The following is an 18,765-nucleotide window of genomic DNA, read 5'->3' as shown; positions in this document are numbered from 1 at the left end:
GCTTTTAATAAACTATTTGAATTATGATGGATTCAATCTCTATCGTTTGCCGAACAGTATAAATAAAAAACTAAAAATATGACTACATATCTAAGAAAAAACGAAAGGAAGTTTAATTTTGAAAAAAACAATAAAAGTAGCCGCCGCAGTTATACAAAATGAAAACAATGAAATTTTATGTGCTCTACGTTCGCCAAAAATGTCTCTCCCTAATCTATGGGAGTTTCCTGGTGGAAAGCTTGAAGAAGGGGAGAATGCACAGGAAGCACTTGTGCGAGAAATTGAAGAGGAACTGGACTGTAAAATTGTTGCAGGCGATGTGATTGCTGATATTCATCATGAATATGAGAAGGTCATCGTAAATTTAATATCAATAAAAGCGGAGATTGTATCAGGGAAGCCGGTAGCGAAAGAGCACGCAGAATTCAGATGGGTGCCTATCCATGAACTTGAATCACTAGAATGGGCACCCGCTGATCTTCCGACAGTTTCTGCTTTAATTCGTTAAATCCACATACAAGTTTTCTGGGACAGGCTGATGGAGCTTCCATTTGACATTCATTGGCTTGTCTCCGTGGCTTGATACGTAATCCGCTTCTCCTAAATAAATAAATGGTAAAGTAATGTTGTGCATTTCAGTGAATTTCCTCACAAATAAATGAATATGGTATCCTTTTTCCTTATGATGAATAAAGTTTTGCCCTACGCTTGAAGCATGTGAGGTTTGGTTTTGACTTTGCCAGTGAAAATGGCTAGGATCAATAAAATAATCTTTATATAGCAAATGATCTTCTACTTTTTCTGACTTATTCAAATTGATAAAGATTAAATAGTGATTTTTAACTCTACGTACACCCTCTCGCCAAGTCCCTTCCTGATCAGTTGACTGAAAAAGATAAATGAGTTCATTTCTTGTATAGGTTTGATACATTGTAAGCTTTATCTCTTTTGAAGTCAGGGTTTCAATATTATTCATTCTACGATACTCCATAAGGCCGAATTGCACACGCTCCATGAGATAGTCCCCAAAAATAGGATCTTCTAAGATTTGGTTCACTTCAGGTGCTACCTCAAATGTATGATCTTTAAAAGAGCCGAATGACCAATTCTGTTTCTGAACGGGCTTTGCTAAACGCTCCATTGCCCGTTCAATAAGATTATCATGAGTATTTGTTGTGATTTTGATATGAAATTGTTGCTCTAATGTCTCTTTTACTTTTTCGACCGTAATGATATTAGCTTGAAAGGCACATTGCAAAATCAACCATTCATAGGGCCATTTAATAGGTAATTGCTGCTCTAATCTGGCTACCATTTCTACAACCATTGGATGATTGAGAATGAGCTGATCTGATTCGTTCAAATCGTCCATTTTCTTTTTTGTCTGTACCCATGACTTGTATTTCTTTATAAAAAAGGTAAGCCCAGGTGCCTGTTCGGAGTATAGAAAATCAATTAACTCTGGAGAGCGTCCTAGCTCTTGTTTAAATTGCTTGTATAACGTTTTCAGCATGGCATCTGAATTTAGTTTAATATGATCGATCTTATTCAAAATTTCTTTCTTCGTTACAGCTGAAAGGTCAACATATGATCCTCCAGGTAAATCTGCAAACTCATGTGTCACGGCCACTCGGAGGGAATCTTTATCAAACGATTTTTGGCTTGTTTGTCCAGATAGTGCGAGTGGAATAACGAATGACTTTTGATAGTTTCCGATAAAGTCCAGTATCGTTACAAACTCTTTGTCATCAGTTTTTCTTAGTCCCCGTCCTAATTGTTGAATAAAAATCGTTGGTGATTCTGTTGGTCTAAGGAACAATAGTAGATTGAGTTTTGGAATATCTATTCCTTCGTTGAAAATATCTACTGTAAATATAAGTTCTAAACTGTGGTGCGGGTCCTCCAATTGTCGAATGATCTCTTGTCTTTTTGAAGGAGAATCATTTCCTGTTAAGTAAGTTGTATAAAATCCCAATTTGTTAAATTCATCACTCATGTATATTGCGTGTTCGACGTTTGTACAGAATCCTAAGCCAACCATTTTCTCGCCGTGAAATCCATACATGTTGATCATCTTAATGATATATTCTACTCGTTTATGAGTTTTTAAATGATTGACTAGAGATTTCTCTTCGTACAGCCCATTTTTCACTTTTACTTTTTCGTAATCTACAGTATGATCTGAAATTCCGAAATAGTGAAATGGCGCAAGTAGCTCTGCCTTTAGAGCGTCGCGAAGCCTGATTTCATAAACTACATTATGATCACAAATCTGAAGCACATCTTTACCGTCAAGACGCTCTGGTGTTGCAGTTAAACCTAATAAAAACTTTGGTGTAAAGTAGTTTAATACAGCTTGATAGGTAGATGCTTCAGCATGATGGAATTCATCAATCACAATGTAGTCAAATTCATCTGTTGAAAAGGATTCCAAAGTTTCTTTTTTGTGTAATGTTTGTACAGTGCTAAATAAAAAGCGCTTATCTCTTTCTTTTTTTGTTCCAGTCAATAAACCAAAGTCTTTATGATTATTTGTGACTTTCTGGAATGTTTCGATTGCTTTTGTAAGTAACTCTTCCCGGTGGGCAAGAAAAAGATATTTATTTGGTTTAAATTGCTCAAAATCAAATGCTGCTAAAAATGTTTTTCCAGTGCCAGTGGCGGCGATGATGACGGCTTTTGTTTCCCCTTCGTTTCTTGTTTTTTTAAGGTTTCGTAATGCTTCTTTTTGCATAGCATTCGGGGACATTTTCGTTTTGTAAAGAGAGTTTTGAGCAACAAAGGAAGCACTTACTTTTTGGCTTCCTGCTTGGAATTCCTCATAGGCTTGTAAAAATTGTTCGTCAACAGGCTGTGTCTTTTCATTCCAAACCGTGTCAAACAAATCTTTTGTTTGTTGATAAACAGGGAGATATCTGGTTTCGGGTAGTCTAACATTTAACTCATACCCTGTCGTAAGGGCAGCTTGCGATAGGTTTGAAGACCCTACAATGACACTATGCTGTCCAGAACAGCGTTCAAATAAGTATGCCTTCGTATGGAAGGATTTTTTATATTCATTTACAATTCTCAACTGAACATTCTCAAATTGAAGAAGATGTCTTAATGCCTTTGGCTCTGTAATACCCATATAGGTTGATGTAATGATGCGTACAGGGACGTGTCTTTTAGCAAGCTCCTGAAGAGGAGGAATCAGGAGTTGAACACCAGACCACCTTGTAAAACTAACCATAAAGTCTACACGGTCTGCCGTTAACATCTCGTGTTTTAATGCTTTGAAAAAGTTATCATGAGTTTGATGATTTCCTAGCAGTTTCAGACGATGCAGAGAAAAGTCATCTGAAACAGGAAGTTCCATTTCATTTAAGCTGTAGAGCACTGTGGAAAGCGGTAATGAGAAATTCGTATGTTGTCCCAGCTGAGATGCAATCTTCTCGCTCAGTTGAATCGCTTGTTCATACTGATTTTGATCCACAAGTGCTTGAAATGTCTCGCTGAGTTGTTTTGCTGTATGTAAAGTCAAAACCTCTGTATATTCTTTTGGGTTAACTGGTTGAATGTGATGTGGTGTTGGATAATGTTTTTGCTGTTGCTGAATTTCCTCATGGAAGCCTCTATGATTTCTCATCATATTCTCCTTTTTTATATCAATAATTCCATTTTATCACTACTTTTACCAATAGGTAATACTGAAAAAGAAGAGAATAAAGTCCTGATAAGCGCTTATAAAAATAATGCTGAGGTAAGTTTGGAGGGATATTCTTATATAGGAAAGGAGGATCAATACTTTATATTTAATTGGTACATCCGTTAAAATGTAAGCGTTGACACCCAATAAATCCAGTGCTAAAGTATACATATCAACCCAATATCATTCACCTAGGATTGTTACTGCAAACCGCAGGCAAAACCTAAATTGCGTCAGACCGGGGAAGACCTCCGTGTGCTGTGCAGTTTAGGTTTTTTTTATACTCTTTTTTGGAGGTGATGCTTATTTCATAATAAAAAAAGCCGGAGAAAGGCGGCCACCTTTCGTCCGGCAGTTCCCCCATTTTTAAGGAGGTATACTCATGGACTATCATAAAATATCAAAAGAGATATTACAACTTGTCGGCGGGGAGGATAATGTTCAGAGTGTCATCCATTGCATGACGCGGCTTCGTTTTAATCTGTATGACAATGCGAAAGCAGATCGGGACGAGCTGGAACAGACGGAAGGCGTGATGGGGACAAATATCAGCGGCGAGCAATTTCAAATCATTATCGGCAATCATGTGCCGAAGGTGTATCAGGCTTTGATGGAGAGCAGCGGGCTCAGCAATGAAAGCGCAAATAAAACTTCAAAGCAGAAGAAAAATGTGCTGAGCGCCGTGTTTGATGTGATTTCCGGCGTGTTTACACCGATTCTGCCGGCCATTGCCGGAGCGGGCATGATAAAAGGACTTGTCGCGTTAGCGGTGACATTCGGCTGGATGTCGGAGAAGAGCCAGACTCACATCATTCTTACGGCTGTCGGTGACGGTGCGTTTTATTTCCTGCCGATTTTGCTTGCGGTAAGCGCGGCGAGGAAATTCAGATGTAATCCGTACGTGGCGGCTGCTGTGACGGCCTTGCTTGGGTCTGGGAAAAGCATCTCCTTTATCGGTCTTCCTGTAACCGCTGCCACGTATTCATCGACAGTCATTCCGATTTTGCTGGCGATCTGGCTGATGTCCTATGTGGAGAAGGGAATCGACCGAGTCACTCCTTCTTCTTTGAAATTGATTGCCGTTCCGATGCTTACGCTTGTGATCGTCGTGCCTGTCACACTGATCACAGTCGGCCCGCTCGGCGCGATTCTCGGAAATGATCTGTCTGTCGGCGTCAATTATTTGTTCAGTCATGCGGGAATTGCCGCAATGATTCTGCTGGCCGGCACATTTTCGCTCATCATTATGACGGGGATGCATTATGCGCTTGTGCCGATCATGATCAATAACATCGCTCAAAATGGACATGATTACATTCTGCCAGCGATGTTTTTGGCGAACATGGGGCAGGCCGGCGCGTCATTTGCGGTTTTCTTAAAATCAAAAAACAAAACCTTCAAATCACTTGCGTTTACAACGAGCATTACGGCTTTGATGGGCATAACCGAACCTGCCATGTACGGCGTCAACATGAGATTGAAAAAACCGTTCGCGGCTGCTTTAATCGGCGGCGCGGCAGGTGGAGCTTTTTACGGTGTAACGGGTGTCGCTTCCTACATTGTCGGCGGAAACGCGGGTCTGCCGAGCATTCCGGTCTTCATCGGGCCGACGTTTCTTTACGCGCTGATCGGGCTTTTTATCTCGTTTGCGGCGGGTATGGCGGCGGCACTGCTGATCGGATTTGAAGATGTACAGTCTGAACGGGACAAAGCATCTGAAACGCCGGGTGTGACGGCTGGCGGAGAAATCATTCACAGCCCGATTAAAGGAGAAGTGAAGGCATTAAGCGAAGTGAACGACAGCGTGTTTTCCGGTGGAATGATGGGAAAAGGTTTTGCGATTCTGCCTGAAGAGGGCGCGGCGGTTTCTCCCGTAGAAGGCAGGGTGACAGCCGTATTTAAAACAAAGCACGCCATCGGCATTACGAGTGCCCGGGGAGCCGAAATTCTCATTCATATCGGGCTTGATACGGTACGGCTGGATGGCAGGCATTTTGAAATGCACGTCAAAGAAGGCGATGCCGTCGCGCTGGGAGATCTGCTGATTACTTTTGATATTGAAGAGATAAAGGCTGCCGGCTTTGACGTGATGACGCCGGTCATCATTACGAATACGGATCAATATTTATTTACAGACGTGAAAAAACGCGGAATGGTCAAACCGAACGAAGCGCTTCTGGCGTTATCCTGAAAAAGAGGTGGAGAAAACATGAAGAGATTTCCGGAAGGTTTTTTATGGGGCGGCGCAACGGCTGCCAATCAGATTGAAGGCGCTTATAAAGAAGGCGGCAAAGGACTTTCTACGGCGGATGTCTCCCCGGACGGCATTATGTCTCCGTTTCATGAGACGGACGATGCGCTGAATCTGTATCACGACGCGATTGATTTTTATCACCGCTATCAAGAGGATATCGCCCTGTTTGCGGAGATGGGCTTTAAAGCGTTCCGCACCTCCATTGCATGGACGAGAATTTTTCCGAACGGCGATGAAACAGAACCGAACGAAGAAGGGCTGCAATTTTACGATCGTCTTTTCGACGAATTGAGGAAACATCAGATCGAACCGGTCGTCACGATTTCTCACTATGAGATGCCGCTCGGTTTGGTGAAAAACTACGGCGGCTGGCGAAACCGCCAAACGGTCGATTTCTATGAACGGTACGCCCGTACGGTTTTCACCCGTTATAAAGACAAAGTGAAATATTGGATGACCTTCAATGAAATCAACGTCGTTCTCCACGCTCCGTTTACAGGCGGCGGTCTTATATTCCGGGAAGGCGAAAATAAGCAAAACACGATGTACCAAGCAGCCCACCACCAATTTGTGGCGAGCGCGCTGGCGGTAAAAGCCGGCCATGAGATCATCCCGGATTCACAGATCGGCTGCATGATCGCCGCAACGACGACATATCCGATGACGCCAAAGCCGGAGGATGTATATGCGGCAATGCAAAAAGAGCGGAGCACGCTGTTCTTTTCTGATGTGCAGGCGAGGGGCAGTTATCCGGGCTACATGAAGCGCTTCTTTAAAGAAAACGGAATTACGATCGAGATGAAGGAAGGAGACGAGGCGCTCCTGAAAGAACATACGGTGGATTACATCGGCTTCAGCTACTACATGTCGATGACGGCCAGCACGGCGCCTGAGGATCTGGCACAAGCTAAGGGGAATCTTCTTGGCGGTGTGAAAAACCCGTACCTGAAATCTTCGGAATGGGGCTGGCAGATTGATCCGAAGGGATTGCGCATCACCTTAAACACGCTGTACGACCGTTATCAGAAACCGCTCTTTATCGTCGAAAACGGGCTCGGCGCGGTTGATGAGCCGGAGGAAGACGGAAGCATTCAGGATGAATACCGCATCGATTATCTGCGTGATCATTTAATAGAAGCAAGAGAGGCGATTGAAGACGGCGTCGACCTGATCGGCTACACGTCGTGGGGGCCGATTGACCTCGTCAGCGCCTCAACCGCTGAAATGAAAAAACGCTACGGCTATATTTATGTCGACCGCGGCAATGACGGAAAAGGCACATTTGAAAGAAAGAAAAAGAAAAGCTTTTATTGGTATAAAGACGTCATCGCCACAAACGGAGAAAGTCTGTAAACATAATGTTCAGGAGAAAGCCGGCAAGATTGACATTCAGCAAAGAGAGGAGGACAATAAAAGCAGAAAGGCGGGATTCATATGTTTAAAAAAATTCTTGCAGCAGTAGACGGTTCAGACATGAGCAGCAAAGCTCTGGATGCAGCGATCCATCTGGCGAAAGAACAGCAGGCGGAACTCACCATTCTCTATGCGGGACGTGAAGCCGTTGTCTCCACAACAGCCTTAACCGGCATTGTCTATGTTCCGGAAAACTTCATTGAAGACATCAAACATGAAGTCGAGCAAAAAGGAGCAGCTATTCTGGAAGACGCTAAGCAGAAAGCGGCGGAAAGCGGAGTTAACGCGGAAAGCCTGTACGTTCAAGGCGAACCTGCACATCAAATTTTAAACATAGCGAAAGAACAGCATTTCAATCTGATTGTCGTCGGAAGCCGCGGAATCAGCGGATTTAAAGAAATGATGCTCGGAAGCGTGAGCCACAAAGTCTCACAATTGTCTCCTTGCCCTGTACTGATCGTTCATTAAACAGACGGCCCTGCTGATGCGGGGCTTTTTTTATGAGAAAAGACCTCCGTCTCTCGAAAAATAGGGTGAAATCTTCCTCTGAATCAAGTAAAATGGCTGTTAGTATTTGTCTGAATAAACAGTCAATGATATGGGGGAAGCGAATCAATGCAAGCTAAACAAACATCAAATGCCGTCATCAAAATGGTCATTTCCATGGTCATTTTCGGATCTATCGGCTTTTTCTCAGAACATACGAATGTGCCTTCAATTGAACTGGTCTTTGTGCGGTGTCTGTGCGCCTCATTGTTTCTGGGCGTTTGCTGGTTTGGTTCCGGACGGTACCGCACCGAACAATGGAACCGGCGTGAGGTGCTGCAGACACTGGCCTGCGGTTTTTTTCTCGTGCTGAACTGGGTGTTTTTATTTAAATCATTTGAGGAAACATCAGTGACGATAGCGATTTCCGTTTATCATCTGGCACCGGTCCTCGTTCTTCTCCTCGGGAGTCTCCTATACCGGGAAAAACTGCATCTTGTGTCCGTCAGTTCCATCGTGATTTGTTTTCTGGGCACCGCTCTGATTTCCGGCATCAACGGAAATACATCATTTTCTCAGCTGATGGGATCGGGTATTATTTGGGCCGTGCTGGCCGCCCTTTTTTACGCCTTTACGACACTGGCCGGGAAAGGTATCAACAGCCTCAGCCCATATGCCGTCACCTGTTTGCAGACCGGATTGGGCGTCATCATTCTTCTCCCGTTCGTCCGTTTCGGCGCTTTTTCTGATTTGTCGCAGGTGAACTGGATCATGATTGTATCGACCGGCATCATTCACACGGGAATTGTGTATTTGCTCTTTTTTGACAGCTTGCGGTTTTTATCCACTCGGTTTATTTCGATCATCGTATTTCTTGATCCGGCTGTGGCGATCGTGCTTGACACCGTGTTTACGGGATTCCGCCCCGACCTTTATCAATCTTTGGGGATTGTGATGATTTTTGCGGGGATGGCGCTGTCCTTGATTCGAAAGCATAAAGCCGTGCCTGCGGAAGCTCAGGCAGACAGCACCCGAATATAGGCGGCCTTATCGGCTGCTTTTTTTATGTTTTGGGTCTTTTTAGCCATAATGAAAAAGCAGACAAACAGATCATGGAAAAAGAGGATAGTAATTGTATAATACTTCTTGTGCTTACAATTTAAGAGATTAAAGGAGTGAAGGGCATGATCAAGAAGACGCGTCATCTCGCTTTTTTAGCTGCACTCGGATTTGCGCTTTGTCTGGCCATCATATGTTCCGCATCCAAGCAGGCAGAAGCGGCAGCGGCGTATCCGGATGTGATGCAGGGACTTACCGGGTTTGCGGGAAATGCGAAGGATCATAACGGAAAAGCAAAATACGCCGTATCGGGAGGCCAGGGCGGCCCCGTCGTCTACGTCAGCAATCTCAATGATTTGAAAAACAATGCGGGCGGGACAGACCGCAAAACCATTGTCATCACAAGTGATATTTACTCCCCGGGTAAAGCTGTTGTGACAGTCGGCGCCAATAAAACCATCGTCGGCTCTTATACCAGCCACAGGCTGACCAACATCTATCTGACAACAAGCTCCGGCTCAAACAATGTGATTTTCAAAAACCTCATTATCAGCCATAGTGCAGCCATTACGGGCAACAACGACATTCCGATGTACATAGCGAACGGACAGAATTACTGGATTGACCACGTGTGGTTTGAAGGGCACAGCTACAATCCGAACAGCCACAGCGATTTGGGAAAGCTTCTGTATGTCGGCGCCAAAGCGGATTTTGTAACGCTGTCTAATTCTAAATTCTCCGATCATCTTTACGGCCTGATTCTCGGTTATCCGAATGATGATAACGAAGGACGCAATTATATCGGCTATCCGCACATGACGATCACCAACAACTATTTTAATAACGTCTATGTCCGTTCACCGGGCCTGATGAGATACGGCTATTTTCACGCGAAAAACAACTATGTAACCAATTTCAATTTAGGGTTCACCATTCACACAAACGCGACTGTCTTCTCAGAAGCCAACTACTTCGGCAACGGAAATGAAAAAGGCGGAATGATAGACGACTACGGGACGGCCCAATTTACCGACATCGGTTCATTCCCGTCGCTCATAGCCCCGAAATCACCGCGCACCGGCTGGAATCCGAGATCAAATTACAGCTACGGCACGCTTTCAGCGCAGGATGCCAAAAACTTCGCCCAATCCTACGCGGGAGCACAAAATACAAATCTCCGCTATCCATAATACGAAAAACCGCCCTAGCAGGCGGTTTTTTTATATGGGTCAAAGGTCATAAATTCCTATCATCCTTAAAATAACCTTAAATACCTAGGAAAATATTGATAAACAATTTCAATAATATTACTATTGTTAAGTCTATATTACAAAAGAAGGAGGAGAACCTATGAAAATAGGAAAAAAGAATAAGTGGAAAAAATGGCTGGCCGGCACTCTTGCGGCATCGCTTATGATTTCCATTGCGCCTGCCGATGTATTTGCGGCAGAAACGCGTGAGAAACAAGATCAAGTGAAAACCGCCGCCATTCCGGCAGCAGACCCGGAAAAAGATCTTCCGGCGGAAAAAGCATCCGAGCAGATGCCGTTTGATCAAAAAGATATCAATAAAGACGGTGAGATCACGTCTGAAAGAACTGAGAATTCAAAACTTTATTATGAGGGCGAGGGTGTATACAAACAGGAAATCTACACAGACCCCATTCATACGAAAGAAACCGCCAATGCGGACTGGGAAGACATTTCTCCTGAATTGAAAACCGGCTCAAAGGAAGTCGGGACGGAAAATACAGTGCTGAACTCCGATTTTCTGAAGCAAATGAAAAACGGATTATACGCTACATTTGAACAAGATGATCATAAGCTCACATACTCATTAACCGGCGCAAAAGGCCCCGATCAGGCTGCAATCACTCCGACAGATGCCTCAGCAAAAGTCAAGGAAGACAGCAACGAGCTTACGTATCAGCAAGTGTTTCCTGCTATTGATTTACAAACCTACACATTTAACGAAAACATAAAAGAAGACCTTGTGCTTCACAAATATGAAGGCTACAATTCCTTCACCTTCCAAATCAAAACCGACCTTCAGGCTAAAGAACAGGAAGACGGCTCTATCGCGTTTTCTGATGATAAAGACAATGTCGTCTACACCGTGCCGAAGCCTTTTATGACCGACTCAGATCTCGATGAAAAGTCAGGTGAAGTCAGCAGGTCAGAAGATGTCAGCTTCAAGCTTGAAAAAAACAGCGAAGGCTACTTGCTCCATGTAACGGCCGATGAAAAATGGCTGAAAGATCCCAAGCGGGTTTATCCGGTATCTATTGACCCGTCAACATCAGTATCTGTGTCATCCGATACCTTTGTCATGAGCGCGTATCCGACGACAAACTACTCTGCCGCGTCGCAGAAATGGGACGCCGGATTGAAAGCATATGTGCTGAAAACGGGCTATTATGACGGCACAACCGGAACGAACTACGCATTTATGAAGTTTGATAATTTAAAGCCGATCAAAAACATGACGGTGACAAAAGCGACGCTTAAAGCATACACAGCCCACTCCTATTACGGATCAAAGGCGACGGGGCTTTGGCTCGACACCGTAAACAGCAATTACGACAATGCCAAGATCACGTGGAAAAACAAGCCGGGCTCCAAAAACATCGGCAAAGCTGAGGTCTATAAAGGCCAATGGGCAAGCTTCGATGTCACATCCGCAGTCAAGTCGTGGAACAGCGGCGGCGCCAATTACGGCTTTAAGCTTCACACCAACGGAAACGGAAAAGAATATTGGAAGAAGCTGATGTCATCAGCAAACTCTAATAAAAAACCTTATATCGAAGTGACATACACGATTCCGAAGGCGGACACGCCGTCAGTCAAAGCGTATCATAACGGAGATTCGACAGGATTTTTCAATATCAGCTGGAAAAAAGCTGAAGGCGCCAAAAGCTATAAAGTGTGGCTTTATAACGGGAAAGAATATCAAGCCATTTCTGTCGGCAATGCAACCTCTTGGAGCACAAAAGGAAAAAACATCTGGCCGACAAAAGCGGAAATTGATTCCGGTAAATATAAGCTGCATACAGACGGAAAAGGCGGAAGTGAATTAGCGCTTGACCCTTCACCGGTCTATAAAAACTCCGGCGGCAGCTATCCGGCAAGCAAAAATTACTGGGTCGCGGTCAGTGCGGTGTTTGACCAGGGAGAAGGCGCCATGTCTGCGGCTGCCAAGCCCGTCATTCCGAATATTGGAAGAGTTCAGAAACCAAGCACGAAAGGCTTTAATAACAACAACGCAACAGGCTGGTTTGATCTTTCCTGGAAAGCCGTATCAGGCGCAGCCGGGTATAAAATGCAAGTCTTTAACGGCAAAGGCTTTGAAACGCTTGACCTCGGAAATAAAACATCCTGGTCCACAAAAGATCAAAACATCTGGCCGACAAAGGCGGAAATCAGCGCCGGAAAATATGCGCTTCACCTGAAAGACAAAAAAGGAGCGGAATTGCCGATCAACCCGGGCCCCGTTTATAAAAATGCCGGAGGAGACGCAAACCGGAAAACATACGGATTTAAAGTTATCGCCTATAACAAAGACGGAGAAGCGATCGCCTCACCGGAAGCTAGTCCGGCGCTGCCTGATATCGCAAAGCCGAAAAACCTGACAGGCTATGTTTATACAAACACGAAATCGAGCCAAACGGGTTATGTCAATCTCATATGGGATAAAGTCAAAAACGCCAAAGGCTACAAAATCAACATTTACAACGGAAAAGACTATCAATCATTCGATGTCGGGGATACCGATCATTGGACGACCCAAAATAAAAACATCTGGCCGTCAGCCGAAGAAGTGAAAGCGGGAAGATTCCAGCTTCACACGGACGGAAAGGGCGGCGAACTGGCGCTTGACCCTTCACCTGTTTACGAAAACGCAAACGGCAATTACAAAGGGAAGAAGAACTATTCCTTTACGCTGACCGCCTATGACGCAAATGGTGAAAGCATACCGACGGCACCTTTTAACCCTGTTTTCCATGAAGGGGCGGAATTCCTCGGAACGGAAGAATTCTGGTCCATTATTGACATTCCGGACGGACAGCTGAATGGCGCGACGGGAAATGTCGTCGTCAATGAAGAAGATATGTCAATCGACGGACGCGGACCGGGGCTCGGACTCTCCCGGACCTTCAACAGCCTTGACAGCTCTGACCATATGTTCGGCCAAGGCTGGTATGCCGATGCGGAAACGTCGATCCTTTCTGAAGACGGCAGAGCCGTTTATATTGATGAGGACGCGACAACACATGTCTTCACGAAAAAATCTGACGGCACGTATCAGCCGCCGACGGGCGTTTATCTCGAACTGACGGAAACAAGCGATCAATTTGTATTAAAAACAAAAGATCAGACGAACGCTTATTTCAGCAAAAAAGGCGGAAAGCTCCAAAAAATCGTTGACGGACACAACAACACAACCGTATACGAGTATAACGACAGCAATCAGCTGACCGCCATAACAGACGCCTCAGGGCGCAAGCTGACGTTTACCTACGATGAAAACGGTCATGTCACATCTTTAACAGGACCGAAATACAAAAAGATTTCGTATTCATATGACAAAGATCTTCTTAAAAAGGTGACGGATACTGACGGCAGCGTCACAAGCTATGACTATGATGCCGAAGGGCGCCTCGTCAAGCAGTATTCCGCAAACAGCACGGATGACAAACCGCTCTTCACTGAATACCAATACAGCGGCCACCGCCTCGCCAAAGCCGTCAATGCGAAAAAAGAAACGTATGATTACAGCTATGACGCCGGCAAAAAAACACTGCTCATGACGCAGCCGAACGGCCGCAAAGTGCAGTACGGCTATAACGAGGCGGGCAACCCGATTCAGATGATCGATGATGCCGAAGGGTTGAAAATCACGACTAACACCGTATACGAAGGCAACAACGTCATTCAGGACACCGATCCGAACGACGCCGATGCGGGCAAAGCGACAGAAAGCTATCAATATGATAAAGACGGCAACGTCACAGCCGTAAAAGACAACTACGGCACCGAAACGTATCAGTACAACAAAAACAATGACGTAACGAAAATGAAGGATACCGAGGGGAACGTCACTGATATTGCATACAACGGACTGGATGCCGTTTCTGAAACGGATCAAAGCGGAAAATCCTCATCCGCCGCCGTGTATGACAAATACGGTAATCTCATTCAATCAAGCAAAGAGCTGGCAGCTTCGGCAAGCCTGCTGAAAGACGGCAGCTTTGAAGGAACAAAGCTGGGCTGGAATCTCACCGCTACGAGAGACAGCGGAAGTATTGCATCTGTAAAAGCAAGAAGCGGCGCACTGTCCGGACAAAAAGCACTGGAGATCACCTCACAATCCGCTTCAGCCGGAACAGAGCACGGCCATGCGTCCGCAACGCAGGAAGTGCAGCTTGAGCCTAATACGACGTATACACTCAGCGGCCAGATCAAAACAGATCTGACAAAGGCGAGAGCGTATTTCAACATTGATCTGCGTGACAAAGACCAAAAATGCATTCAATGGATTCACAATGAATCAGGCGCATTAGCCGGAAAGAATGACTGGACGAAACGGCAGATCACCTTTACAACACCAGCCAATGCAGGAAAAGCCATCGTCTATATGGAAGTGGATCATAATGACAAGGACGGCAAAGGAAAAGCATGGTTTGATCAGGTTCAGCTGGAAAAAGGCGAAGTCTCTTCAAGCTATAACCCAGTTCAAAACAGCAGTTTCACGGCCAAAACAGATGGCTGGAGCACAAGCGGAGCAGCCGCTGACCTTGATGAAGGCTTCGATGATGACAGCTCATTAAAAGCATCTCGCACAAATGCATCACAAGCCAATGCGGCCGCAAAACAAACCGTCACATTAGGCCAAAGCGCGGACGATAAGCCGGTATATATCACGCTGACAGGGATGTCCAAGGCAGACGGCGTAAAATTAACGAACGACAATGATTACGCGCTTCAGGCCGGCGTCACCTATGCGGACGGCACGACGGGCGTATACACCGCCAAATTCCCGCAGGGTACCCAGGAATGGAACCGGGCGGCGGCAGTCATTCCGAAAACAAAGCCGATTAATAAAATCGAAATCAGCATTCTGTTCCAAAAAAGCGCCACAGGAACGGCATGGTTTGATGATATCCGTTTAATCGAAGGAAGCATCCTGACGAAAAACACTTATGACGAAAAAGGAAACTACGTCACAAAAGAAGAAGACGAACTAGGGTATGCAAGCACTGCTTCATATGACGAGACTGGCAAGAAAATGTCTGAAACCGACGCGAAAGGCGAAACAACCGCCTACGAATACGATCAGGCCGACCAGCTGACAAAGCTGACCCTGTCAAACGGCACATCCATCCTTCACAGCTATGACAAGGAAGGAAATGAGCTGACAAAAACGATTCGGGCCGGCGCGGACCAGACCTATCAATATGAATATGACGTCATGGGCAAGCTCGTCAAAACAACCGACCCGCTCGGCAATGTACTGAAGAGTGAATATGACGCCAACAGCAACTTGACGAAAACCGTTTCCGCCAACGGCAATGAAGTGTCGCTGACCTATGATGGCACCGACCGGGTTAAGTCAAAAGCGTATAACGGCACTGAAAAATACAACTTTACCTATGACAAAAACGGCAATGAAACGTCGGTCACAAACAAAGAACAAAATACAACGAAAAAACGCACCTTTGACAACAAAAACCGACTGACCGAATTAACCGACCGCGGTGGCAGCCAAAGCTGGACGTATCCGGCTGATTCAGATAAGCTGAAAACTTTCTCATGGAGCCACGGCGGTCAAAAAGGAACAAACAGCTTTACGTACAACAAACTTGATCAAATGATTGAAATGAAAGACGGCACTTCAGCTTATACATTTGATTATGATGAAAACGGCAATGTCCAGACATTCATCAGCGGAAATGAAGTCGGCACGAGCTTCTCGTATGATGAGCGGAATCTCGTCAGCTCTCTTCATATCGGAGCGAAAAACGGCGGCAGCATCTTCCGGGAAAGCTATGAATACGACGCCAACGGTAACCGCACGGTCATCGACAGCTCAGCGGGCGGAAAGGTGCAGTACGAATACGGCAAGCTCAACCAGCTCGTCAAAGAAACACATGAAGACGGCACCGTCATTCAATATACGTACGATGGCTTCGGCAACCGGACAAACGTCACCACAACAAAGGACGGCGCAAGCAAATCAGTCAACGCATCCTTCAACATCATGAACCAGCTGACGAAGGTGAATGACGAAGAACTGTCCTACGATAAAAACGGCAACCGCACATCCGACGGCAAATACACATATACGTGGGACGCGGAAGACAACCTGACCGCCGTAACGAAAAAAGGCGAAGACAAGCCGTTCGCAACATACAAATACGATGAAAAAGGAAACAGAATCCAAAAAACCGTCAACGGAAAAGTTACGAACTACTTCTACGACGGAGACAGCTTGAACGTTCTGTATGAAACAGACGCCGACAACAACGTCACAAAATCATATACGTACGGTGACAGCGGCCAGCTGTTATCCTATACAGAGAACGGCAAGAAATATTTCTATCACTACAACGCACACGGTGACGTCATCGCCATCTCAGACAGCACCGGAAAAACTGTTGCCAAATATCAATACGATGCGTGGGGGAAGCCGACAAAAACCGAAGCGAGCGACGAAGTAAAAGACAACCGCTACCGCTACGCAGGCTACCAATACGACGAAGAAACCGGCCTGTACTATCTCATGGCCCGCTACTACGAACCAAGAAACGGCGTGTTCTTATCACTCGACCCAGACCCGGGAAGCGACGGCGATTCACTGGATCAGAATGGGTATACTTATGCCAATAACAATCCGGTGATAAAGGTTGACCCGGATGGGCACTGGGCCAAAATTCTATGGGAATTAATAAAAAGGTCATGGAATGGTGCTCCAGGAAAGTGGGCAAAGAGGAATGTTGGTAAGGCATATAATGCATCAAAGAAATGGACTAAATCAGTTATTAAAAAAGGCGTAAAAAAAATCGCGAAAAGGATTCCATATAGAGTTCATAAAGTAGGCCGTATAAAAGGGGATAGAGAAAAAGGAAGAGGTTATTGGGGAATAATCTATTCGAAAAAGAAAAAGACTGGGAGGTCTATATATAGATCTCTAGAGTGGCATACACCACATAACAATCATGGTTATCATTTACAAAGTAATAAGTTTTCTATATATAAAGGGAAATGGAAAAGGGGCAGTGCACAATGGCGGTTTACAGTGTATAAAAGATAGAAGGAGAGAATTAAATGTACTATTTTTATGAAATATCAACTCTCAATGACTATGATTGGGTTGAAAAAGAGTATAGAACAATAGAGGATTTAATATTTTTTAAATTGAAAAATTTGGAAAGTAAACAATATGCAATGTATTCTTACTCTGTTTCGAATAAAAGTAGTGATACTTGTATATTCTCAGCGAGCTTAAAAACAACTACTTTGTTTAATAAAAAAATCTCTTTTATGAAAACCTCAGCAGAAGAGTACAAAAATACAATAGTTGCGCATGAAAATATAATCTTATTGGAAAAAGATGTTGAGTTAAAAGATATATTAAATGGAGCCCCTTTAGCAGAGAAAACAATTATTAAAGATTTACTGGATTATGTTCTTTATCATATAGAAATAACAGATTCTGAGACAATCAGAATAGGATCTAGACATAGAGAAAATATTATAAACATTATTAAATAATGGCATTAAATTAAAAATAGATGAGCCTGCTGATCATCTTTTGGTCAACAGGCTTTTTTAAAAAAAATATAAGTGGGTAGGTGATTAGAACCGAGACAGTAAAAGGTGAACAATCGATTGAAACTTAGCTTGAATTAGAGCGTCATTCAAATCATTTACTAAAAAATTAAAGCTACTGAGTAGAGAACGAGGTGACAGCATGGCCAAAATCGGAGACGGTTGTCTGGAACTTGAAATAACACCGAGAAGGTATCATGAGGCGGAGGATGATCCTTTTATCTTAATAATGTTTGAATTGTTGGAACATAATAAAGCAATTGCCCGCGATTACTCTGCCGTTTTATTAGAAAGTGAATATAAAATGCTGACATCAGGGATCGAAGCGTTATTAGCAGGCAATCAAGACAGGATACGTTTAGAAACAATTGAACCATTTTTTATCCTAAGTATTGATAAAGAAAACGAACATTACAGATTTATCATTAGATTTGTGGAAAATCATTCAAACACAACTTTCTATAAATTGAACTGTAGTGAAGAAAAGCTAGAAATTTTCGTGAAGACTTTAAAATCAGATCTCAAAGACTCCAAAACTTCATTAGGGAGATAAACGATGTACAAAACAATAAATGAATGGGTAGATTACATAGATGGAGGGTGCGCTGTCCTTCATTTTGACTTTCATGTGTTTAAAAAAGAACTTTCACTTAAGATTCAGGTCGTTGAAAATAAAGCCGAATATACGCATAACATTCTTTTTCAAAATGCAGCATCTGTTTATTTTAGTGCAGATATTGGTGATATGAGATTAGAAAAAATAGATCCGGAAGAATACAATTGGCAAGTATTTGAGATGAGTTACCACCCGGAAGGAATCGGAAATCTATCAAATGCTGTAATTCCGGAGTATCAATCAAATGCTAACTTTCTTATTAATATGAACAGCATGCTGATTGCTGTAGAAGCTGAAACCGTTCGCTTTGATGATCAATCATTTTATGCGTATCATTCGAAATCATAAATAAACAAATAAGAGAGGTTTCCAGCCTCTTTTTTCTTACAAACAAAACCGCTTTTACGCGGGAAACCGTTTG

Annotated in this window: 11 protein-coding genes; 10 read left to right on the top strand and 1 reads right to left on the bottom strand. The window is 44.0% G+C overall.

Features of this window, described 5'->3' with window-relative positions:
- Positions 1-118: 118 nt before the first annotated feature.
- Positions 119-508: a (deoxy)nucleoside triphosphate pyrophosphohydrolase gene (locus tag AADZ70_RS14220; RefSeq protein WP_264819397.1), complete on the top strand. Its 390-nt coding sequence runs from the start codon at positions 119-121 to the stop codon at positions 506-508.
- On the opposite strand, the gene AADZ70_RS14215 is transcribed toward AADZ70_RS14220, so the two are convergent.
- Positions 497-3,628: a DUF3427 domain-containing protein gene (locus AADZ70_RS14215; RefSeq protein ID WP_342007236.1), complete on the bottom strand. Its 3,132-nt coding sequence runs from the start codon at positions 3,626-3,628 to the stop codon at positions 497-499. The genes AADZ70_RS14220 and AADZ70_RS14215 overlap by 12 nt on opposite strands.
- 442 nt (positions 3,629-4,070) lie before the next feature.
- Between AADZ70_RS14215 and AADZ70_RS14210 the strand changes: the two genes are divergently transcribed.
- The 9 genes from AADZ70_RS14210 (at position 4,071) to AADZ70_RS14170 (ending at position 18,692) form a co-directional block, all read left to right on the top strand.
- Positions 4,071-5,879, top strand: coding sequence for a beta-glucoside-specific PTS transporter subunit IIABC (locus tag AADZ70_RS14210; protein ID WP_342007235.1), 1,809 nt, complete (start codon positions 4,071-4,073; stop codon positions 5,877-5,879).
- Between the two features lie 18 nt (positions 5,880-5,897).
- Positions 5,898-7,295: a 6-phospho-beta-glucosidase gene (locus AADZ70_RS14205; protein ID WP_342007234.1), complete on the top strand. Its 1,398-nt coding sequence runs from the start codon at positions 5,898-5,900 to the stop codon at positions 7,293-7,295.
- Between the two features lie 81 nt (positions 7,296-7,376).
- Complete coding sequence (locus AADZ70_RS14200; protein WP_016937450.1) at positions 7,377-7,823, top strand: universal stress protein; 447 nt, start codon at positions 7,377-7,379, stop codon at positions 7,821-7,823.
- A 147-nt stretch (positions 7,824-7,970) separates the two neighbouring features.
- A complete protein-coding gene (locus AADZ70_RS14195) occupies positions 7,971-8,882 on the top strand; it encodes a DMT family transporter (protein WP_047476025.1) in 912 nt (303 codons plus the stop codon).
- 143 nt (positions 8,883-9,025) lie between these two features.
- Positions 9,026-10,090: a pectate lyase gene (locus AADZ70_RS14190; protein WP_342007233.1), complete on the top strand. Its 1,065-nt coding sequence runs from the start codon at positions 9,026-9,028 to the stop codon at positions 10,088-10,090.
- 160 nt (positions 10,091-10,250) lie between these two features.
- Positions 10,251-17,210, top strand: coding sequence for a DNRLRE domain-containing protein (locus AADZ70_RS14185; protein WP_342007232.1), 6,960 nt, complete (start codon positions 10,251-10,253; stop codon positions 17,208-17,210).
- 14 nt (positions 17,211-17,224) lie between these two features.
- Positions 17,225-17,671, top strand: coding sequence for a hypothetical protein (locus AADZ70_RS14180; protein ID WP_099744578.1), 447 nt, complete (start codon positions 17,225-17,227; stop codon positions 17,669-17,671).
- 199 nt (positions 17,672-17,870) lie between these two features.
- Positions 17,871-18,281, top strand: a complete 411-nt coding sequence (locus tag AADZ70_RS14175; RefSeq protein ID WP_342007231.1) for a hypothetical protein — start codon at positions 17,871-17,873, stop codon at positions 18,279-18,281.
- 3 nt (positions 18,282-18,284) lie between these two features.
- Positions 18,285-18,692 carry a hypothetical protein gene (locus AADZ70_RS14170; protein ID WP_082197865.1) on the top strand — a complete coding sequence of 136 codons (408 nt, stop codon included), beginning with the start codon at positions 18,285-18,287 and terminating at the stop codon, positions 18,690-18,692.
- Positions 18,693-18,765: the final 73 nt, after the last annotated feature.

This window comes from Bacillus sp. YBsi01 (assembly GCF_038406745.1).
Lineage (GTDB): Bacteria > Bacillota > Bacilli > Bacillales > Bacillaceae > Bacillus > Bacillus siamensis.
This window is presented reverse-complemented; position numbering and strand designations above follow the sequence as displayed.

What these genes read in the sequence shown, in the direction of transcription:
- AADZ70_RS14215 (WP_342007236.1), bottom strand. Translation starts at nt 3,628, where the DNA reads ATGAGAAATCATAGAGGCTTCCATGAGGAAATTCAGCAACAGCAAAAA.
- AADZ70_RS14210 (WP_342007235.1), top strand. Translation starts at nt 4,071, where the DNA reads ATGGACTATCATAAAATATCAAAAGAGATATTACAACTTGTCGGCGGG.
- AADZ70_RS14205 (WP_342007234.1), top strand. Translation starts at nt 5,898, where the DNA reads ATGAAGAGATTTCCGGAAGGTTTTTTATGGGGCGGCGCAACGGCTGCC.
- AADZ70_RS14200 (WP_016937450.1), top strand. Translation starts at nt 7,377, where the DNA reads ATGTTTAAAAAAATTCTTGCAGCAGTAGACGGTTCAGACATGAGCAGC.
- AADZ70_RS14195 (WP_047476025.1), top strand. Translation starts at nt 7,971, where the DNA reads ATGCAAGCTAAACAAACATCAAATGCCGTCATCAAAATGGTCATTTCC.
- AADZ70_RS14190 (WP_342007233.1), top strand. Translation starts at nt 9,026, where the DNA reads ATGATCAAGAAGACGCGTCATCTCGCTTTTTTAGCTGCACTCGGATTT.
- AADZ70_RS14185 (WP_342007232.1), top strand. Translation starts at nt 10,251, where the DNA reads ATGAAAATAGGAAAAAAGAATAAGTGGAAAAAATGGCTGGCCGGCACT.
- AADZ70_RS14180 (WP_099744578.1), top strand. Translation starts at nt 17,225, where the DNA reads ATGTACTATTTTTATGAAATATCAACTCTCAATGACTATGATTGGGTT.
- AADZ70_RS14175 (WP_342007231.1), top strand. Translation starts at nt 17,871, where the DNA reads ATGGCCAAAATCGGAGACGGTTGTCTGGAACTTGAAATAACACCGAGA.
- AADZ70_RS14170 (WP_082197865.1), top strand. Translation starts at nt 18,285, where the DNA reads ATGTACAAAACAATAAATGAATGGGTAGATTACATAGATGGAGGGTGC.